Annotated in this window: 12 protein-coding genes, 3 tRNA genes and 4 rRNA genes; 8 read left to right on the top strand and 11 right to left on the bottom strand. The window is 41.1% G+C overall.

Annotation, left to right across the window (positions count from 1 at the left end; translation table 11 throughout):
* Positions 1 to 192: 192 nt before the first annotated feature.
* The 9 genes from AVFI_RS01690 to tamA all read right to left on the bottom strand — a co-directional run bounded on the left by AVFI_RS01690 (position 193) and on the right by tamA (position 13,524).
* Positions 193 to 268: transfer RNA gene (locus tag AVFI_RS01690), tRNA-Ala, on the bottom strand.
* A gap of 36 nt (positions 269 to 304) precedes the next feature.
* Positions 305 to 381, bottom strand: a tRNA-Ile gene (locus tag AVFI_RS01685).
* A gap of 69 nt (positions 382 to 450) precedes the next feature.
* Positions 451 to 2,003, bottom strand: a 16S ribosomal RNA gene (locus tag AVFI_RS01680).
* 364 nt (positions 2,004 to 2,367) lie between these two features.
* Positions 2,368 to 2,483: ribosomal RNA gene (gene rrf / locus AVFI_RS01675) — 5S ribosomal RNA — on the bottom strand.
* 114 nt (positions 2,484 to 2,597) lie between these two features.
* Positions 2,598 to 5,488: ribosomal RNA gene (locus AVFI_RS01670) — 23S ribosomal RNA — on the bottom strand.
* 276 nt (positions 5,489 to 5,764) lie between these two features.
* Positions 5,765 to 5,840 (bottom strand) — tRNA-Glu (locus tag AVFI_RS01665).
* A gap of 67 nt (positions 5,841 to 5,907) precedes the next feature.
* Positions 5,908 to 7,460 (bottom strand): 16S ribosomal RNA (locus AVFI_RS01660).
* Together the 16S, 23S and 5S rRNA genes with 3 tRNA genes alongside form the textbook arrangement of a ribosomal RNA operon.
* Before the next feature lie 545 nt (positions 7,461 to 8,005).
* Positions 8,006 to 11,806 (bottom strand): autotransporter assembly complex protein TamB, encoded by a 3,801-nt coding sequence (gene tamB, locus AVFI_RS01655; RefSeq protein ID WP_155662576.1) that lies wholly within the window; start codon positions 11,804 to 11,806, stop codon positions 8,006 to 8,008.
* Positions 11,803 to 13,524 (bottom strand): autotransporter assembly complex protein TamA, encoded by a 1,722-nt coding sequence (gene tamA, locus AVFI_RS01650; protein ID WP_005417421.1) that lies wholly within the window; start codon positions 13,522 to 13,524, stop codon positions 11,803 to 11,805. Before tamA ends, tamB begins: the two co-directional genes overlap by 4 nt.
* Positions 13,525 to 13,638: 114 nt before the next feature.
* Between tamA and msrA the strand changes: the two genes are divergently transcribed.
* The gene (gene msrA / locus AVFI_RS01645; RefSeq protein WP_005417419.1) at positions 13,639 to 14,217 is read left to right on the top strand and encodes a peptide-methionine (S)-S-oxide reductase MsrA; all 579 of its coding nucleotides are present in this window, start codon (positions 13,639 to 13,641) and stop codon (positions 14,215 to 14,217) included.
* A gap of 53 nt (positions 14,218 to 14,270) precedes the next feature.
* Here the strand turns inward: msrA and AVFI_RS01640 are convergent, their stop codons facing one another.
* Positions 14,271 to 14,486 (bottom strand): DUF1107 domain-containing protein, encoded by a 216-nt coding sequence (locus tag AVFI_RS01640; RefSeq protein WP_005417417.1) that lies wholly within the window; start codon positions 14,484 to 14,486, stop codon positions 14,271 to 14,273.
* 207 nt (positions 14,487 to 14,693) lie between these two features.
* Between AVFI_RS01640 and AVFI_RS01635 the strand changes: the two genes are divergently transcribed.
* The 7 genes from AVFI_RS01635 to AVFI_RS01605 all read left to right on the top strand — a co-directional run bounded on the left by AVFI_RS01635 (position 14,694) and on the right by AVFI_RS01605 (position 20,017).
* Positions 14,694 to 15,245, top strand: a complete 552-nt coding sequence (locus AVFI_RS01635; RefSeq protein ID WP_012532800.1) for a YtfJ family protein — start codon at positions 14,694 to 14,696, stop codon at positions 15,243 to 15,245.
* A 64-nt stretch (positions 15,246 to 15,309) separates the two neighbouring features.
* Positions 15,310 to 15,603: a DUF2607 family protein gene (locus AVFI_RS01630; protein WP_072055390.1), complete on the top strand. Its 294-nt coding sequence runs from the start codon at positions 15,310 to 15,312 to the stop codon at positions 15,601 to 15,603.
* 47 nt (positions 15,604 to 15,650) lie between these two features.
* Positions 15,651 to 16,331, top strand: a complete 681-nt coding sequence (gene zrgA / locus AVFI_RS01625; RefSeq protein ID WP_054775584.1) for a zinc uptake protein ZrgA — start codon at positions 15,651 to 15,653, stop codon at positions 16,329 to 16,331.
* Positions 16,332 to 16,367: 36 nt separating this feature from the next.
* Positions 16,368 to 17,054 carry an ABC transporter ATP-binding protein gene (locus tag AVFI_RS01620; RefSeq protein WP_012532759.1) on the top strand — a complete coding sequence of 229 codons (687 nt, stop codon included), beginning with the start codon at positions 16,368 to 16,370 and terminating at the stop codon, positions 17,052 to 17,054.
* Complete coding sequence (locus AVFI_RS01615; RefSeq protein ID WP_011261129.1) at positions 17,051 to 18,310, top strand: ABC transporter permease; 1,260 nt, start codon at positions 17,051 to 17,053, stop codon at positions 18,308 to 18,310. Before AVFI_RS01620 ends, AVFI_RS01615 begins: the two co-directional genes overlap by 4 nt.
* Positions 18,311 to 18,321: 11 nt before the next feature.
* Positions 18,322 to 18,810: a DUF3299 domain-containing protein gene (locus tag AVFI_RS01610; protein ID WP_012532832.1), complete on the top strand. Its 489-nt coding sequence runs from the start codon at positions 18,322 to 18,324 to the stop codon at positions 18,808 to 18,810.
* 307 nt (positions 18,811 to 19,117) lie between these two features.
* Positions 19,118 to 20,017 (top strand): TIGR03899 family protein, encoded by a 900-nt coding sequence (locus AVFI_RS01605; RefSeq protein WP_005417387.1) that lies wholly within the window; start codon positions 19,118 to 19,120, stop codon positions 20,015 to 20,017.
* A gap of 83 nt (positions 20,018 to 20,100) precedes the next feature.
* Here AVFI_RS01605 and cysC read toward each other — a convergent pair whose 3' ends face one another.
* A complete protein-coding gene (gene cysC, locus AVFI_RS01600) occupies positions 20,101 to 20,715 on the bottom strand; it encodes an adenylyl-sulfate kinase (protein ID WP_155662574.1) in 615 nt (204 codons plus the stop codon).
* Between the last annotated feature and the right edge of the window lie 6 nt (positions 20,716 to 20,721).

Genomic DNA, 20,721 nt, shown 5'->3' with positions numbered 1-20,721 from the left:
GATTCAAAATACAAGAACACTTGAATGTGTTGTTCTTCGTTTTACAAAGTAAAACAAAGGATATTAAGAACTTTTAAATTTTGATTTGAATAACTCGTAAGTTATTTAAATCAGTCAGCTTTCCAAATTGTTAAAGAGCAATGTTTCTTTCGAAACCATTTTTAAAGACTCTCAAATGAGAATACTTAAAGATGGTGGAGCTATGCGGGATCGAACCGCAGACCTCCTGCGTGCAAGGCAGGCGCTCTCCCAGCTGAGCTATAACCCCAAATATAATGTTATCCAATACTTTCTGGAGAAGTATTGGTGGGTCTGAGTGGATTTGAACCACCGACCTCACCCTTATCAGGGGTGCGCTCTAACCAACTGAGCTACAGACCCAACATTAAGTCTCTTAATTTTTTAACCTAATCAATCTGTGTGAACACTCATAAATCGTAATCTATCGTTTAAGGAGGTGATCCAGCCCCAGGTTCCCCTAGGGCTACCTTGTTACGACTTCACCCCAGTCATGAACCACAAAGTGGTGAGCGTCCTCCCGAAGGTTAAACTACCCACTTCTTTTGCAGCCCACTCCCATGGTGTGACGGGCGGTGTGTACAAGGCCCGGGAACGTATTCACCGTAGCATTCTGATCTACGATTACTAGCGATTCCGACTTCATGGAGTCGAGTTGCAGACTCCAATCCGGACTACGACGCACTTTTTGGGATTCGCTCACTATCGCTAGCTTGCAGCCCTCTGTATGCGCCATTGTAGCACGTGTGTAGCCCTACTCGTAAGGGCCATGATGACTTGACGTCGTCCCCACCTTCCTCCGGTTTATCACCGGCAGTCTCCCTGGAGTTCCCACCATTACGTGCTGGCAAACAAGGATAAGGGTTGCGCTCGTTGCGGGACTTAACCCAACATTTCACAACACGAGCTGACGACAGCCATGCAGCACCTGTCTCAGAGTTCCCGAAGGCACTAAGCTATCTCTAGCGAATTCTCTGGATGTCAAGAGTAGGTAAGGTTCTTCGCGTTGCATCGAATTAAACCACATGCTCCACCGCTTGTGCGGGCCCCCGTCAATTCATTTGAGTTTTAATCTTGCGACCGTACTCCCCAGGCGGTCTACTTAACGCGTTAGCTCCGAAAGCCACTCCTCAAGGGAACAACCTCCAAGTAGACATCGTTTACGGCGTGGACTACCAGGGTATCTAATCCTGTTTGCTCCCCACGCTTTCGCATCTGAGTGTCAGTGTCTGTCCAGGGGGCCGCCTTCGCCACTGGTATTCCTTCAGATCTCTACGCATTTCACCGCTACACCTGAAATTCTACCCCCCTCTACAGCACTCTAGTTCACCAGTTTCAAATGCGGTTCCGAGGTTGAGCCCCGGGCTTTCACATCTGACTTAATGAACCACCTGCATGCGCTTTACGCCCAGTAATTCCGATTAACGCTCGCACCCTCCGTATTACCGCGGCTGCTGGCACGGAGTTAGCCGGTGCTTCTTCTGTAGGTAACGTCAAATGCTGCAGCTATTAACTACAACACCTTCCTCCCTACTGAAAGTACTTTACAACCCGAAGGCCTTCTTCATACACGCGGCATGGCTGCATCAGGCTTTCGCCCATTGTGCAATATTCCCCACTGCTGCCTCCCGTAGGAGTCTGGACCGTGTCTCAGTTCCAGTGTGGCTGATCATCCTCTCAGACCAGCTAGAGATCGTCGCCTTGGTGAGCTCTTACCTCACCAACTAGCTAATCTCACCTGGGCTAATCTTAGCGCGAGAGGCCCGAAGGTCCCCCTCTTTGGTCCGAAGACATTATGCGGTATTAGCTATCGTTTCCAATAGTTATCCCCCACACTAAGGCATATTCCCAGGCATTACTCACCCGTCCGCCGCTCGACGCCCTTAACGTTCCCCGAAGGTTCAGTTAAGTCGTTTCCGCTCGACTTGCATGTGTTAGGCCTGCCGCCAGCGTTCAATCTGAGCCATGATCAAACTCTTCAATTAAAGTTTTTTGGTTTGTTTCAGCAGAAACAAAACCGACTCAATGATTAATACTGATTGTTACATAAAAGTAATTTTGTGTAGTCACTCAGTTCATTGATAATTTGTTGATTATCAATTCACAAGTGCCCACACAGATTGATTTGGTTAAATTGTTAAAGAGCTTGTCTTTCAACCACTTAGCGTTTCCGCTTCGTCGTTTCAGGCTGCGTATAATACGCTGTCTGATTTGAAAGTCAAGATAATATTTTCAACTTTTTCAATTGTTTTTGAATCGTTAAAAACGTTATGTTGACTTGGCTCACAGTGACAGTCTGGGAGCGAAATAAAAGCCCGTTCAACTGAACGGGCTCTCATTCAAATTCAAGCCTGGCGATGTCCTACTCTCACATGGGGAAACCCCACACTACCATCGGCGCTATTACGTTTCACTTCTGAGTTCGGCATGGGATCAGGTGGGTCCATAATGCTATGGTCGCCAAGCAAATTCTTTCTCTTTATTTAATAAAGAGTATCTGGAAAGCTATATTGTGTTCTTAATCACATTCAATTTGTTTCTTGCAACTTCAAATCCGTTCAAAACCCCTTGGGTGTTGTATGGTTAAGCCTCACGGGCAATTAGTATCAGTTAGCTCAATGCCTCGCAGCACTTACACACCTGACCTATCTACGTCGTAGTCTCCAACAACCCTTTAGGATACTTAAAGTATCAGGGATGACTCATCTCAGGGCTCGCTTCACGCTTAGATGCTTTCAGCGTTTATCGATTCCGAACTTAGCTACCGGGCAATGCCACTGGCGTGACAACCCGAACACCAGAGGTTCGTCCACTCCGGTCCTCTCGTACTAGGAGCAGCCCCCTTCAATCATCCAACGCCCACGGCAGATAGGGACCGAACTGTCTCACGACGTTCTAAACCCAGCTCGCGTACCACTTTAAATGGCGAACAGCCATACCCTTGGGACCGACTTCAGCCCCAGGATGTGATGAGCCGACATCGAGGTGCCAAACACCGCCGTCGATATGAACTCTTGGGCGGTATCAGCCTGTTATCCCCGGAGTACCTTTTATCCGTTGAGCGATGGCCCTTCCATTCAGAACCACCGGATCACTATGACCTGCTTTCGCACCTGCTCGAATTGTCATTCTCGCAGTCAAGCGGGCTTATGCCATTGCACTAACCTCACGATGTCCAACCGTGATTAGCCCACCTTCGTGCTCCTCCGTTACTCTTTGGGAGGAGACCGCCCCAGTCAAACTACCCACCAGGCACTGTCCGCAACCCCGATAAGGGGCCAACGTTAGAACATCAAGCATACAAGGGTGGTATTTCAAGATTGCCTCCACAAATACTGGCGTACTTGCTTCAAAGGCTCCCACCTATCCTACACATGTAGGGTCAATGTTCAGTGCCAAGCTGTAGTAAAGGTTCACGGGGTCTTTCCGTCTAGCCGCGGGTACACTGCATCTTCACAGCGATTTCAATTTCACTGAGTCTCGGGTGGAGACAGCGTGGCCATCATTACGCCATTCGTGCAGGTCGGAACTTACCCGACAAGGAATTTCGCTACCTTAGGACCGTTATAGTTACGGCCGCCGTTTACTTGGGCTTCGATCAAGAGCTTCGACCGAAGTCTAACCCCATCAATTAACCTTCAAGCACCGGGCAGGCGTCACACCGTATACGTCATCTTACGATTTAGCACAGTGCTATGTTTTTAATAAACAGTTGCAGCCACCTGGTATCTGCGACTCCCGGCAGCTTAGAGAGCAAGTCTCATCACCGCTAGGAGCGTACCTTCTCCCGAAGTTACGGTACCATTTTGCCTAGTTCCTTCACCCGAGTTCTCTCAAGCGCCTTAGTATTCTCTACTCGACCACCTGTGTCGGTTTGGGGTACGATTCCTTACAATCTGAAGCTTAGAGGCTTTTCCTGGAAGCATGGCATCAATGGCTTCACTACCGTAGTAGCTCGACATCGTATCTCAGCCTAGTGTATTCCCGGATTTGCCTAAGAATACAGCCTACATACTTGAACTTGGACGACCGTCGCCAAGCCCACCTAGCCTTCTCCGTCCCCCCATCGCAATTGTAAGAAGTACGGGAATATTAACCCGTTTCCCATCGACTACGCCTTTCGGCCTCGCCTTAGGGGTCGACTTACCCTGCCCCGATTAACGTTGGACAGGAACCCTTGGTCTTCCGGCGAGCGGGTTTTTCACCCGCTTTATCGTTACTCATGTCAGCATTCGCACTTCTGATACGTCCAGCACGCTTTACAACGCACCTTCAACCGCTTACAGAACGCTCCCCTACCCAATACAGTAAACTGTATTGCCGCAGCTTCGGTGTATAGTTTAGCCCCGTTACATCTTCCGCGCAGGCCGACTCGACCAGTGAGCTATTACGCTTTCTTTAAATGATGGCTGCTTCTAAGCCAACATCCTGGCTGTCTGAGCCTTCCCACATCGTTTCCCACTTAACTATAACTTTGGGACCTTAGCTGGCGGTCTGGGTTGTTTCCCTCTCCACGACGGACGTTAGCACCCGCCGTGTGTCTCCCGGATAGTACTTACTGGTATTCGGAGTTTGCAAAGGGTTGGTAAGTCGGGATGACCCCCTAGCCTTAACAGTGCTCTACCCCCAGTAGTATTCGTCCGAGGCTCTACCTAAATAGATTTCGGGGAGAACCAGCTATCTCCAGGTTTGATTGGCCTTTCACCCCTAGCCACAAGTCATCCGCTAATTTTTCAACATTAGTCGGTTCGGTCCTCCAATTGATGTTACTCAATCTTCAACCTGCCCATGGCTAGATCACCTGGTTTCGGGTCTATATCCAGAGACTGAACGCCCAGTTAAGACTCGGTTTCCCTACGGCTCCCCTAAACGGTTAACCTTGCCACTGAATATAAGTCGCTGACCCATTATACAAAAGGTACGCAGTCACACCACGAGGGTGCTCCTACTGCTTGTACGTACACGGTTTCAGGTTCTATTTCACTCCCCTCACAGGGGTTCTTTTCGCCTTTCCCTCACGGTACTGGTTCACTATCGGTCAGTCAGTAGTATTTAGCCTTGGAGGATGGTCCCCCCATATTCAGACAGGATATCACGTGTCCCGCCTTACTCGTTTTCACTGATGATGAGATGTCGGTTACGGGGCTATCACCCTGTATCGCGGCACTTTCCAGAGCCTTCACCTGTCTCATTAAAAGCTTAAGGGCTAACCCAATTTCGCTCGCCGCTACTTTCGGGATCTCGGTTGATTTCTCTTCCTCGGGGTACTTAGATGTTTCAGTTCTCCCGGTTCGCCTCACTACACTATGTATTCATGTAGTGATACGTGCTTATGCACGTGGGTTTCCCCATTCAGAAATCCCAGACTCAAATGGTTTTTACTACCTAATCTGGGCTTATCGCAAGTTAATACGTCTTTCATCGCCTCTGACTGCCAAGGCATCCACCGTGTACGCTTAGTCACTTAACCATACAACCCCAAGAGGTTTCGTATGGCATAAACAACCAAGGTTGAACTCGTCATTGCGAGTTCTGGTTTTTCGCCGGATTCAAAATACAAGAACACTTGAATGTGTTGTTCTTCGTTTTACAAAGTAAAACAAAGGATATTAAGAACTTTTAAATTTTGATTTGAATAACTCGTAAGTTATTTAAATCAGTCAGCTTTCCAAATTGTTAAAGAGCGATTTCACGCTTATGCGTGTAACCATTTTTAAAGACTCTCAAAAGAGAGAATATTTAAAGATGGTATCCCGTAGGGGAGTCGAACCCCTGTTACCGCCGTGAAAGGGCGGTGTCCTAGGCCTCTAGACGAACGGGACACTAAGATACTCTAAATTCAAAACCTAATTAATCTGTGTGAACACTCATAAATCGCAATCTATCGTTTAAGGAGGTGATCCAGCCCCAGGTTCCCCTAGGGCTACCTTGTTACGACTTCACCCCAGTCATGAACCACAAAGTGGTGAGCGTCCTCCCGAAGGTTAAACTACCCACTTCTTTTGCAGCCCACTCCCATGGTGTGACGGGCGGTGTGTACAAGGCCCGGGAACGTATTCACCGTAGCATTCTGATCTACGATTACTAGCGATTCCGACTTCATGGAGTCGAGTTGCAGACTCCAATCCGGACTACGACGCACTTTTTGGGATTCGCTCACTATCGCTAGCTTGCAGCCCTCTGTATGCGCCATTGTAGCACGTGTGTAGCCCTACTCGTAAGGGCCATGATGACTTGACGTCGTCCCCACCTTCCTCCGGTTTATCACCGGCAGTCTCCCTGGAGTTCCCACCATTACGTGCTGGCAAACAAGGATAAGGGTTGCGCTCGTTGCGGGACTTAACCCAACATTTCACAACACGAGCTGACGACAGCCATGCAGCACCTGTCTCAGAGTTCCCGAAGGCACTAAGCTATCTCTAGCGAATTCTCTGGATGTCAAGAGTAGGTAAGGTTCTTCGCGTTGCATCGAATTAAACCACATGCTCCACCGCTTGTGCGGGCCCCCGTCAATTCATTTGAGTTTTAATCTTGCGACCGTACTCCCCAGGCGGTCTACTTAACGCGTTAGCTCCGAAAGCCACTCCTCAAGGGAACAACCTCCAAGTAGACATCGTTTACGGCGTGGACTACCAGGGTATCTAATCCTGTTTGCTCCCCACGCTTTCGCATCTGAGTGTCAGTGTCTGTCCAGGGGGCCGCCTTCGCCACTGGTATTCCTTCAGATCTCTACGCATTTCACCGCTACACCTGAAATTCTACCCCCCTCTACAGCACTCTAGTTCACCAGTTTCAAATGCGGTTCCGAGGTTGAGCCCCGGGCTTTCACATCTGACTTAATGAACCACCTGCATGCGCTTTACGCCCAGTAATTCCGATTAACGCTCGCACCCTCCGTATTACCGCGGCTGCTGGCACGGAGTTAGCCGGTGCTTCTTCTGTAGGTAACGTCAAATGCTGCAGCTATTAACTACAACACCTTCCTCCCTACTGAAAGTACTTTACAACCCGAAGGCCTTCTTCATACACGCGGCATGGCTGCATCAGGCTTTCGCCCATTGTGCAATATTCCCCACTGCTGCCTCCCGTAGGAGTCTGGACCGTGTCTCAGTTCCAGTGTGGCTGATCATCCTCTCAGACCAGCTAGAGATCGTCGCCTTGGTGAGCTCTTACCTCACCAACTAGCTAATCTCACCTGGGCTAATCTTAGCGCGAGAGGCCCGAAGGTCCCCCTCTTTGGTCCGAAGACATTATGCGGTATTAGCTATCGTTTCCAATAGTTATCCCCCACACTAAGGCATATTCCCAGGCATTACTCACCCGTCCGCCGCTCGACGCCCTTAACATCCCCCGAAGGTTCAGTTAAGTCGTTTCCGCTCGACTTGCATGTGTTAGGCCTGCCGCCAGCGTTCAATCTGAGCCATGATCAAACTCTTCAATTAAAGTTTTTTTGGTTGCTCTGTCTTTTCTATAAAGAGAAGCAGAAACAAAACCGACTCAATGATTAATACTGATTGTTACATAAAAGTAATTTTGTGTAGTCACTCAGTTCATTGATTCTATTTACTTTCATTTTAAAAAATGAAAACAAACAGTTTGCTTTCGCAAATAGTGATTATCAATTCACAAGTGCCCACACAGATTAATAGGTTTCTAATTTTTAAAGAGCTTTTCTTCTACTTTCAAAGCGTTTCCGCTTCTCTGTGAAGAGGACGGTCATTTTAGCTAATTAAACTTTCGTGTCAAACACTTTTTTAAATTTAATTTTCAAACCGTTTTTCTTACCAACCCTTTGCAGCTCTTGGTTGAGCGCTCCGTGTCAGTGAGGTCGCATTATAGGGAGTTCGATTTCATTAGCAAGCATAAAATAGCTTTTTTTTTATATTTTATGCTTGTTTGATGGCATTTTATTCAAAAGAAAACTTATCTTTTTTTACCCTTACCATGGCAACAGCTTACCCACAAAGTTATCCACATCTGACCTGTTTTAATCAAATTCAAACTGATAAATTAAATCAACAGCATTATCTACTCCTGATACAGCTTCTATATAGAGATCACTAATAATTCGATATCTCAATGTAAATTCACCTAATGAGTTAAATATGCCGACTCCATACTTCACTTGTAATCCAGGGGCTATATAACCACTAATCGTTACTTGTGAGTCATCTCCTGAACCAGCCGTATCTAATTGTAAATCTTGTACACCAAATGCCTGGCCAATTTCACCAACAACCTTTCCGCTTTTTGCCAAACTTAATCCAATTAAAGTGGTTGTCATTGCATTGCCACCTGACTCCCCATCAATATCTTGTCCTCTTAATAAATAAGAAAGCGCATTAGCTTGAGGCATGCTTGGTGATGAAAATATTTCCACTCTTGGTGTATCAGCAGGACCTGTGACCTTAATACCAGCAACAACGTCATCTTGTGTATTCTCAGGATTTCGAATTGCCTTTATATCTACATAAGGTTGGTCTGCTGGACCATTAAATAGAATTTTACCTTTTCTAATTTGTAGATCTTGCCCAAATGAACGATACGTCCCTTCTTTAATATTTACTTCACCTGTAATAAATGGCCCTTTATTTTTTTGAGTAATATTAAGATTACCAACTAACCCACCTTCTAAACCAAACGCTGATAACAGTACATCATTACCAATATTGATATTAATATCGGTTTCAACCGTCATAGGTAATGGTGATGGTTTTTCTATTGGTTTTAGATCATCGCCAAGAATAACTTCATCTTTAGATACTCCAATAGCACTCTCTGGTAATTCTTGAACAACAATCCTGCCCCATGGTATTCCAATAGAACCCGTAATCTTAGCGAGTGTAGGGTTAATTCGAATCTTCATATCAGGCTTAACTTTGAGTTTTACCATTGGTGGCACATTAACTTGTAATTCATTCCCAAAAATATCTAAGCCAGCATCCCACTTATTCAAATCACTCCAATGCGCAGTACCATCAATATGCAAGTCACCATCAGCAGTTGTAATTAATGAGCTTAGTTTTCCGCTATGACCTGCGAAAACAATATCAATATTTCCCTCATTAATATCTACGGGAGATACCTCACCTTTGACTTTTATCTCATCGATACTCAAGTTACCTAACAATTTCGGATGTTCTATTGGCCCAGAAATATCAATATCAGAATTCACCATCGCTCTCAGTTGGCTATATTCACCTAAAATAGGCTCTAACATTGCTAATGAAACTTGCTCTATCTTTGAGTTACCCGTTAATGTTTTTGCTTTTGTTAACTGGTCAATTTTCATATTTCCTGTTAATTGGCCATTATCAGTTAACGCTAGCAGCCAATCAGCAGCTAACTCATCATCTTTCATTTCAGCATTAACAGTAAAATCGTCCCAACCAATAATAAGTGGGCTTTCCATCTGCTGTTGAATATTACCCTTTGGAAGATGCAATTTAGCTTTAACATAAGGAGGCTGACCAACAGACCACTTAGCTAATGCATCAAGATTAACTTCACCATTAATAACGGTTTCTTCTGGAATGAATTTTTGCAGTTTACTAAATTCAAAATGTTTAATGCTTATATCAGCATCACCGGACTTACCGGCATATAAATCTTTATTCAAACAAAGCGCCGTTTTTCCCTGACTCCAACAGTTTGCCTGAACAAATAATTCTTCTTTTTTAATGTCATAAGCAAGGTCTGCTTTTTTATCTAAATTCCATGGTCCAATTTCAGTAATCACATCAGCTTCACTTAATTCCCCTGTCCAACCTTGGGTTCGATCAAGTGAGCCTTTAAATACAAGGTGAGAATCAATAACGTTTGAATTTAAGTCTATTTGCAATTTGTGAGCTTGTTCTTTACCACTAAATCGAATAATCAAATCATTCAATACTTGTTTTTGGTATTTTCCGTCTAATAACTTAATACTTAAATCGGCATCAATTGTTGGAGACGGTACTATATATCCTTCTATAGAAGCTTTATTTAAGGTTGCCTTCTTAGGTAACTGTAATCCTAGAGCATCGATATCAAGATCGATTCTAGGTTTAGTTAACTCTCCCGTTAATGCAACATTACCAATCAATTTGCCATGAACATCTGGCACGCTATCTGATAACTCTGGGAAATCGATATTAACGTTTAGATCCCACTCTTTGTTTAATTCACCAGAAACCGCTAAACCATTATCACCATGGTTAATTGTTAACTGGGAAATATTTAAATGAGGTTCGCCCACACCTCGAACATCATCAGCTTTTAATGCACCCTGAACTAGCAAAGGGTAATTTCTGAATACACCATTAATATCTATAGTCGGTACATCAACAACCCAGCCACCATTTTCAGTTAAATGTCCATCAGTAATCAATTGCCCACTGATATCCCCTTCGGCTTCTGGCCACTGTAATCCGGGTTGTATATTCTGCAAATTAATATCTGTTTTCCACGATACCAATGAAGCCCAATTGACTTCTGCACTTCCTGAAATGGATCCACCTAACGTATCAATTAACAAATCAGATAAATCGACTTTCTCTAAGGTTCCTCTTCCTTCTAAGCGTAAATCTGTTTGAGGAATTGATTTCCCCTCTATATATAGAGCACTTGCAAAGTTATATTGATCAAGATTACCTTCTGTCTTTATATTAGGGATGTGAACCTTAATGTCTTTATCTCCAGTTAATGGCCAGTACAGGTCACCTTTATATACATGTATATCAAACGGAAATTTTTTATCTAAAGGATGAACATTTGCATCGACTTTAACCTTTAGACCACCACTCAAGGTTAATGAAGCATTCAAATCAGCAACACTTCCATCAACTTCTATAGCTAACTTATGACCTTTTAGTTCCGTTTCTTTTAGTTCAAGCAATCCGTCTAAAGTAAGAGGGTAATCCCCCTTTAAAACCACTTCATTATTAAGTGATAAGTTTGCCTGTGGTACATCCAAGTAAAAATCATTAATACTCGCGTTATTTTCACCAGCAGTTGCTTTGAAGTTTAGTTTGTTTACTTTTACGGGGGTCTCTTGCTGTAGGATAAAATCACGAAGTGCGAACTGTTCAACTTTTATATTTAAAGGGATAAATACTTCAGGTAAAACGATAGGTGCATCATCTTTTTTTGACGATGTTGTTTTTTCTGTATTTTTTACAGCAGTGCTTTCACTTGAAGCAAGCTCTAAGCGAATATGATCCCAGTTCAAAGGAGTTAATGTTAATTCACTTTTATGGATATTCACTCCAGTAGAAAATGTTTTCCACTGAATATGATTTCCCAAAATATTCGCATCTATATTGTTTAAGGTAATATTGGTTATTGCAATCGGGATAGGAATCGACAACAACGTATTTTCAGCAGTATTCGTTGGCTCTTCTTCATTTGAAGTTGGGAGTGTTGGAAAATCTAACGTCAGTCCATCCACAGAAATCTCATCAATACAAACGGAAGGAATTAATAGACATTTAGGTGTTAGTGCAAAATGAAAGCGAGATATCTCCGTACTAAGCAATTGTCTATTGTCATAGGTTATATTCGATAATGTAAATTCAGGAATGACACTTCCTTCTACACCTTCAATTGATAGTTCAGGAAGTGCTTTTTCTGCGCCCCAAACTATCAGCTTTAATCCTGAATTCGTAAAGACAACGGCGCCTACTATTAATAGGAGTAATAATAAAATTGATGGAAAAAAAAGAGCAAAGCAAAGACAGTGGCGACTAAAACGTCGTTTTTTCTTCAACTCTTGATTGTTATGTTCTTCGTTCATGTTAATGGAACTCATACTTCTGGCCCCAAGGTAAAATGGACTTTAAATTCATCGCCTGGCTCAGCATCAAGCCCCCATGCGAAATCAAGTCGAACGGGACCTACAGGCGAAGCCCATCGTATACCAACACCGGTACCCATTTTCCAATCTGGAGTATCTAACCATGCATCACCATAATCAACAAACGTTGCAACCCACCAATTACCGACTACTCGATATTGATACTCAAGGCTAGCTGTCGCCATATATTGGCCACCAGTTAAATAACCTTCACTGTCTTTTGGAGATACTTCTTCATAGCCATAACCACGAATACTATTATCACCACCAGCGAAAAAACGAATTGAGGGCGGTAACTTATAAAAATCATCAGTATATATAGCACCAATATCGGCACGAGCTACACCTCTATGGTTTTCTCCGATACTACGAACAATCGCACCTTGAGCTTGTAAACGTAATAACTTCACATCCGATGTTAAGGCTTGATCTGTTGCCTCAATGGTAAATGCTTTTTTATCTCCCCACATTGGCATGGTGCCACCACGGGAACGGCTTTGAGAAAAAGAAATACCAGGTAACACTAACCATGCAGTGCCATCTTGTACACCTTGAGTAAATTCTTCATATAAAAAACGAGTATAGATAGTTCGATGCCAACCTGAGTCATAAACCCAATGTCTTTCAAAAGCTAAATTCGACTCTAAACTGTCTGTATCATTATTATCTACGTTTTTAAGACCATATTTGACGATGTAATAATCTTTTAAAACTTGCTCTAACGGGATCTTATAAGAAATAGTTGCTTCTTGTTCTGGTTTTGAAATTGAAAGAGCAGTATCTAAACTGTGTCCTTCAGGGTTTAACCAAGGCTTTTTCCAGCGAATTTTCCCCCTCGCACCAACGTCAGTTGCATAACCAATACTTGTTTCTAATTGATTTTTAACTTGAGGCGAAAGATGGACTTTCATTGGCAGTTGATATGTTTTTCCAACAGCGTCGATATCTGGCTCAACATAAACAGAAGAGAACCACTCAGTATTTGAAAGGGATTGATTTAATTCACCGACTTGACTTGCAAGATAAGGGTCTCCAGCTTTAAACGGAATAATTGAGCGAACTCTTTTTTCTTCAATTTGACTACCATCAATCGATGTATCCCCAAAACTGTATCGTTTACCACTATCATAATGCAAACGAACCATTGCTTGATGTCGACCAGGTGCTATTTCCAAAAGATTCGTCGTAAAATCACCATCAAAATAGCCTTTTCTCAATGCCAAATTTTGTAGCGTACTTTTTAAACTTTCATATCGACCATGATTAATGACTTGTCCAAGATTTAATCCAGAATTATCTACGGCCTTAATAAAATCCTCATCTGTCGCAGCTTCACCACTAATCACTATATCGCTGACATAGATAATAACAGGTGCGCCTGCTTCGATATTCATAATTAAAGTATGATCTGATTGTTCTCCTTCGATAGTGAAAGTAGTGACTGGTTGATAATAACCAAGAGCTTTTAAGGCATCGGTAACACTTTCTTGAAGACGAGCTTGGAAACGAAGAGAGACAGAATAGTCTTCTTCTGGAATACCTGAGATATATGCTTCGACATTACTCAGCAAAGGTCCTTCTAATCCCTCTATTTCTAGTTCTGTTTCTGCTAAGGCTTGAGATGAGATTGCAAGCAAACAAACTATAATGAATAAAGGTAACTTCTTTATCATACTTGTAATTATTCTATTGATTCATTAATGCATTATATGCAATGGTAATTTACTCGTTTTATAGAGTAGCACAAGATAAATGTCTTCTATCTTAACTCAGTTGAAGGATGCAACATGACAACTAAACAACCAACGTCACCACCACTTCATTTTATTTCTCAACGTAATTTAGAATTCATACCGCCAAATTTTGAACAAATATTTTTTGGTATGGGTTGCTTTTGGGGTGCTGAACGTCTTTTTTGGCAGTTAGAAGGCGTCTACTCTACTGCGGTTGGATACTGCGGAGGAGCAACATCACACCCTACTTATAAAGAAGTCTGTACAGGCACAACTAATCATACTGAAGTTGTAAAAATCATTTTTGACCCAACAATAATTTCATTAGATACCTTATTACATTCTTTCTGGCAAAAACACGACCCTACAGAAGGAATGCGACAAGGTAACGATATTGGGTCACAATATCGTTCAGCTATTTATACAACATCTAAAGAGCAACTGGAAACAGCGAAACAAACTCAACAGCAATACCAAGCAGCTCTACAAAAACAAGGTATCATGCGAGCTATTACAACGGAAGTTGTACCAGCCCAAACCTTTTACTTTGCCGAAGAGTATCACCAACAATATTTAGCTAAAAACCCTGATGGTTATTGTGGTCTAAAAGGTACTGGAGTTTGTTTCATATAAACAAAAAAGGTGCTCATGACCACGAGCACCTTCTATTAACTATTACTATAATTTTAAGCAGGCATCATTGATAGTTGACGAATATGTTGATTCACTTCACTCATAACTAATAGCATTTTCTTAGTTCCTTGATTTGGCATTAAAATTTTACCGCCATCAAACTCAAAAGTTCCAATTCCTTCAATATGCAAATTACCCTTAAATAACGTTTTTACAAAACGAGCGACTTGCAATGGTCGATAAGCCTTAAAATTTCTAAACATAGCCATTCCCCGATTATCCATATAAAGGTTTTATTAGTCCTGAAAACAAACGCCAATTCACACTATTTTATTACAAACAAAACAAGTGATTAACATTATAGGAAGCAAAACTATTTTCAACAAGGAGAAAATCAAAACAGCAAGGACTGGTCGAATCGCTTTTTTCTTATCGCTACACTAAACTACGAAAGTTAATCATCAAGGATAATAAAAATGAAAAAAGTAAAACTACTTACACTTGCAGCTTGTCTGCTCCCTTCTCTTTCATTTGCTCACAACCTAACTCTTAATAAAGAAGTTCCATCTGTTTCGATTGAACAATATGGTGAAATCTTTTTTAAAAACTCAGCTGCAACCTATCAAAGCTGGAATACTGAACAACTTAAAGGAAAAGTTCGAGTATTGCAGGCAATAGCAGGTCGAAGCAGTGCGAAAGCAATGAACGCCGATCTTATGAGTGCTATTACATTAGAAAAGTTCCCAGAAACAGAATATCAAACAACAACCATCATCAATCAAGATGATTCTATCTGGGGAACTGGTGGATTTGTGAAGTCTTCTGCTGAAGAAAGCAAAGAAGAGTTTTCATGGTCTTCAATGGTATTAGATGAGCACGGTAAGGTAGCAAAAGCTTGGGATTTACAACCTGAAAGTTCAGCAATTATCGTTCAAGATAAAGAAGGGAAAATTCTTTTTATTAAAGAAGGAAAGTTATCAAAGGATGAAATTAAGCAAGTTATTGCGCTAATTCACACTCAATTATAAATAATGCCTTGCTTATAAAATGTTATATTATTACATTTACTACTCATTCAATTAGGGTAGTACAATGCAATCGTATTTCTTTACTAAACAACGCTGGTTAAATTGGGGGTTTGCAATACTCCTAGCGTTGTTTGGTATTTTGGTTGCTAATCACCAAGTTGATACCAACTTACATCATCATGAAGATCATCATTGCCAGCAGTTTCAATCATTTAGCTCTGGAATTTGTATCAACATTACATCACCTCCAGTTATTCCCCAGCTAATTATTTGTTCTTTATTTTCTATAGTTGAAAACTCATCACCTTTAAACATAACAGTTCATTCGCGAGCACCTCCAACTCGGTCTATTCTCTAAACAATAATTACATTCAATTTATCATTCTTAGAAAATAGGAAATTATTATGTCTATCTGTAATAAAAAAACACTTCTTTGCCTAGCCGTTTCAGGTTCTTTATTCTCGGTAAGCTATGCTGCAAATGCTAATGACCACCATGATCATAACCACCATGATGGAGAGCATCATGAAACTGAACATCGTCACCACGATGCTCATGTCCATGGTGTTGTTGAAACTAATATTGCTCAAGATGGTGATCACTTACTTTTTGAGATCACCGCTCCTGGTGCTGATGTTGTTGGTTTTGAACATGCTCCAAAGGATGACGCTCAAAAGCAAGTACTTGCTAATGCAGTAAAAACATTAAACAACCCAAACCTAATCTTTACACTTCCTGAAAATGCAAAATGTACATTTGAAGAAGCTCATGTATCTCATAACCTAGTTAATCATAACGATCATGATGACCATGAACACGACCATGAACACGACCACGACCACGACCACGACCACGACCACGACCACGACCACCATGATGGTGAACACCATAAAGAACATGGCAAGCATGGTGAGTTTAGTGCTCAATATGAATATCACTGTGAAGCGATTTCAAACCTAAATCAAATAGAAACTCAGTGGTTCACTCACTTCCCTCATACACATAAAATGACAATTCAATATCTTGGTGATGCTGGACAAAAAGCCGCGTCATTAACACCAAAATCATCAGTTATCACTCTATAGCTTAGGTATGGCGGTGGTAACATCGCCAGTTTTACTATGAACATTATTGAATTATCAAACCTGACTTTTCATTGGCCCAATCAAAGTGAATTAACATTAAATATTCCTTCTTTTACTCAAAAACAAGGAAGCAAACTATTTATTAAAGGTCCGAGTGGAAGTGGTAAATCAACCCTATTGAGTCTTTTAACGGGTATCCTCTCACCAACGTCTGGTTGTGTAACAATTAATGGTACTGATATTAATCAACTCTCATCAAATCAAAGAGATAGATTCAGAGCTGATAATATTGGTTATATTTTCCAGCAATTTAACTTACTACCTTATTTATCCGTTATCGATAATGTAATTTTGCCTTATCAATTTTCTTCAAAAAAAACATTATCTATAAAAGAATTACGCATAGAAGCAACACGTCTTTTAACCCAGCTTCAATTACCAGCGTCTCATTTTAATAAGCCAATTACAGACTTAAGTATTGGCCAACAACAACGAGTGGCCGCCGCTAGAGCTTTTATTGGAAAACCTAAATTAATCATTGCCGATGAACCGACATCAGCACTGGATCACGAAACTCGTTTTGCTTTTATTGAGTTATTAATGAATGAGTGCAGAAACAGTAACGCGAGTTTACTTTTTGTCAGCCATGACCCAAGTTTAGAGTCTTTATTCGATCAAAGTATTGATTTAAGAGAATTGAATAAAGCAGGAGGCATCTCATGATAGGCATTACAAAATTAGCTTGGAAAAGTCTAATTAATCGTAAAACAACCGTATTACTTACTGTTGCAACAATTGCTATTTCGGTAATGCTATTGGTTGGTGTAGAACGCATTCGTACAGAAGCTAAGAATAGTTTTGCGAACACGATTTCGAATACTGATTTGATTGTTGGTGCTCGTTCTGGTCAAGTTAACCTACTGCTTTATTCTGTTTTTAGAATAGGCAATGCGACAAATAATATTGATTGGAAAAGCTATCAAGAAATCATTCATCAAAGAGCAGTAAAGTGGGCCATTCCGATTTCTCTAGGTGATTCCCATAAAGGTTTCCGTGTCATGGGGACGAATCAAGACTATTTTCGTTTTTATCAATATGGAAAAAAACAGCCTCTTGAGTTTAAAGAAGGCAAATCATTTAATGGATTATTTGATGTCGTATTAGGTGCTGATGTTGCTAATAAACTCAATTATCATTTAGGGGATAAATTGGTTATTGCGCACGGGATCAGTGATAAGTCTTTTACCAGACACGATAATTTACCTTTTACTGTCGTAGGTATTTTAAAACCAACAGGAACACCTGTAGATAAAACCCTACATGTTTCACTAGAAGCAATATCAGCCATTCATGTAGGCTGGGAAAGCGGTGCGCATTTAGGCAATACTCCAGATGCAAAAGTCTTAGAAAAGCAAAAATTTGAACCTGCAGAAATCACAGCTTTCATGCTTGGATTAAAATCAAAGATTCAAACCTTTGCTCTACAACGCTACATTAATGAATATTCAAAAGAACCACTTAGTGCCATTCTTCCAGGTATCGCATTACATGAATTATGGGGAATGATGTCTGTGGCAGAACAAGCGCTCTTAGCCGTATCTGTTTTTGTTGTTGCCGCGGGCTTAATGGGAATGCTAACAAGCCTATTAACTAGCTTGCAAGAGCGCCGTAGAGAAATGGCTATCTTGCGTGCAATGGGGGCTCAACCTAAGCATATCTTTATCTTATTGATTAGTGAAGCCGTAGTAATAACCAGCTTTGGGATCATAGTAGGCCTAATGGGGCTTTACTTATCTCTCAGTATTCTACAACCTATAATCCAACAATATTATGGCATTGCCATTGAGTTAACCCTACCAACACTTTATGAACTCAAGCTACTTGGTCTTGTTTTGTGTTCAGGCTTTGTGATTGGCGTTATTCCAGCAATCCAAGCTTACCGACACTCTTTAAGTGATGGCATGACAATAAGGTTATAAGGACCCTTTTAATGAAAAAGAAAATAATTATCTTCCTATTGATGCTGGTGCCTTTTAGTGCATTCAGTAATGAGGTACTAAAACTTGATTGGATTGATTTGATTCCTGAACAAGAAAGAAATCAATTTGACTCGATGGGAATGCCTAAAATTGATCATAATGGTGGTCAAATGCAGCAATCTTTAGTGGGTTCAGTTAGACAAGAATTAAACGGAAGTATGGTAAAAATACCCGGTTTTGTGATCCCTTTAGAGGGCGACGATAAAATGATCACAGAATTTCTGTTAGTGCCTTACTTTGGTGCGTGTATTCATGTTCCACCACCACCACCAAACCAGATTATTTACGTGAAATTCGAAAAAGGCGCTCCAATACAGCAACTATGGGATGTTATTTATATTGTTGGGAAGTTAAAAACAGAAACCATTGATAGCGAACTTGCTGAAACCGGTTATCTTATTGAAGGCGTTAGATTAGAAGAATATGATGATGACGAATAGTTAACAAATATCTTACACTGGTTTATTTTATTTAGTTAAATATAATTAGATAAATAAACCAGTGTTACTGCATAAACACTAACTAATGTAACGCTAAATAGAATTTTCTTAAAATTTGACTCTTTCATTTCCCCTCTCCAACGTTATTAATCAACTGGTTTATTTTAACAAAAATTTATCATTTAACCACTAATTACCTGCTACTTTATTTGACTAACTCGCAAATACTGCTTTGAGATTAAAGTTTTTATTTTCAGCAACCGATAAGATAATGGGAAATCATGTTAAATCGAAGCTAGGCGAACTCATGAATACGCAGCAAACTATCATCACTAAAGATGAAACAACTAAAAAAGAACAACCAACTCATAAAAAAGAACATTATGTAGTTAGCAGCGCTAGACGACTAAAAGAAATTGCAATTCAGCAAGGTCTTGCGGCCAATCTTCAGCCTCCAAAACCAGAAGAAACACTGCTTAAACGTGCGTTATATCGTGAGAAATTATTGCGTGAACAACAACAACAAAATTTAGAAAAAATCGTAAAACTCGCTCACGATTATTGCAATGATGAAACCGCAGGCGACCCAGATCCTGATTGGCTACATCGTTTCTTTGAAATGGCAAAAGATATCCACGACTCATCAATGCAAAAACTGTGGAGCCAAATATTCAAACAAGAAGTGATCAGCCCAGGTTCCACTTCAATGAAAGCCCTTAAAGTGCTAAAAGACATGACCCAACGCGAAGCTCAAACATTTCAAAGAGCAGCTTCACTCGCATGTAGCTTTGGACAAGACAACAGTAAAAAACTCCTATTGGGTTATAAGTGTGCTGGTACTTTTTTTAATTTCTATAAAACCGATGGGCCTCAACTCATTCATTTAGGTAACTACAAACTACCTTATTCAAGTTTATTGCTTCTTATTGAATTAGGTTTACTACTTAGCACTGAACTAGAGTCAGGAGAGATTGAGTTTGAACCCGCCTTACCCTTGCAATATCAAGGGAAGAACATCGCAATAAAACCAATGCAGAAAGGGTCTCGATTGGTATATTACCGATTTAGTCCTACTGGTGCTGAGCTATGTAAACTGCTAGGCAATAAACCGAATGAAAATTATTACGATAACCTCATCAGTTTATTAAGTCAGAAGTTTATGGTTGAAACGGATGTTGCTGCAAAATCCATTTCAACGATGGCTTAGTTGTCTAAGTTAATAGATAAGCATCAAAAATAATTAAAGCCCTAGTAGTTCCAAAAACAATCACTATTAGGGCTATTTTTCTTCTAGATAATTGAACGTACTTTTAGCTCTTCTAAACACTGTTCAACTAATACTTCTATCGACTGAGTTCCTGCGGGCAAATCAATTTCGGGGCTTAACGGTTGTTGATATTCAGAGTCTATCCCTGTGAAATGTTTTATCTCACCGGCTCGTGCCTTTTTATATAAGCCCTTCGGATCTCTTTTTTCACACTCATCCAAAGAGGTATTCACAAAGACTTCTAAAAACTCTCCCTCAGGCAGTAATTCTCGAACCATTTGACGCTCAGCTCTATGAGGTGAAATAAACGCACTTAATACAATAAGCCCAGCATCTGCCATCAACTTTGAAAGCTCACCAATACGTCTAATGTTTTCTTGCCTATCATGATCTGAAAAGCCCAAATCTTTACATAAACCATGACGGACATTATCGCCATCAAGTAAATAGGTATGATACCCAAGCTCTGCCAATTTACTTTCTAATGCACCTGCAATGGTTGATTTACCTGCCCCCGATAATCCAGTAAACCAAAGCACCGCCGGTTTTTGCTTTTTAAGATCGGAACGAATTTTCTTTGTTACTGTATGTTGATGCCAAACGACATTCTCATCTTTTATTACTGATTGTGCTGTCATGTTTCA

This window comes from Aliivibrio fischeri ATCC 7744 = JCM 18803 = DSM 507 (assembly GCF_023983475.1).
Taxonomy (GTDB): Bacteria; Pseudomonadota; Gammaproteobacteria; order Enterobacterales; family Vibrionaceae; genus Aliivibrio; species Aliivibrio fischeri.
Note: the sequence above shows the minus strand (reverse complement) of the source record. Positions and strands in the feature narration are given on the sequence as shown.

Excerpts from the sequence above, each read along its gene's own strand:
- AVFI_RS01610 (WP_012532832.1), top strand. The coding sequence starts at position 18,322 with ATGAAAAAGAAAATAATTATCTTCCTATTGATGCTGGTGCCTTTTAGT.
- AVFI_RS01620 (WP_012532759.1), top strand. The coding sequence starts at position 16,368 with ATGAACATTATTGAATTATCAAACCTGACTTTTCATTGGCCCAATCAA.
- AVFI_RS01630 (WP_072055390.1), top strand. The coding sequence starts at position 15,310 with ATGCAATCGTATTTCTTTACTAAACAACGCTGGTTAAATTGGGGGTTT.
- tamA (WP_005417421.1), bottom strand. The coding sequence starts at position 13,524 with ATGATAAAGAAGTTACCTTTATTCATTATAGTTTGTTTGCTTGCAATC.
- AVFI_RS01640 (WP_005417417.1), bottom strand. The coding sequence starts at position 14,486 with ATGGCTATGTTTAGAAATTTTAAGGCTTATCGACCATTGCAAGTCGCT.
- AVFI_RS01615 (WP_011261129.1), top strand. The coding sequence starts at position 17,051 with ATGATAGGCATTACAAAATTAGCTTGGAAAAGTCTAATTAATCGTAAA.
- AVFI_RS01635 (WP_012532800.1), top strand. The coding sequence starts at position 14,694 with ATGAAAAAAGTAAAACTACTTACACTTGCAGCTTGTCTGCTCCCTTCT.
- AVFI_RS01605 (WP_005417387.1), top strand. The coding sequence starts at position 19,118 with ATGAATACGCAGCAAACTATCATCACTAAAGATGAAACAACTAAAAAA.
- cysC (WP_155662574.1), bottom strand. The coding sequence starts at position 20,715 with ATGACAGCACAATCAGTAATAAAAGATGAGAATGTCGTTTGGCATCAA.
- msrA (WP_005417419.1), top strand. The coding sequence starts at position 13,639 with ATGACAACTAAACAACCAACGTCACCACCACTTCATTTTATTTCTCAA.
- tamB (WP_155662576.1), bottom strand. The coding sequence starts at position 11,806 with ATGAGTTCCATTAACATGAACGAAGAACATAACAATCAAGAGTTGAAG.
- zrgA (WP_054775584.1), top strand. The coding sequence starts at position 15,651 with ATGTCTATCTGTAATAAAAAAACACTTCTTTGCCTAGCCGTTTCAGGT.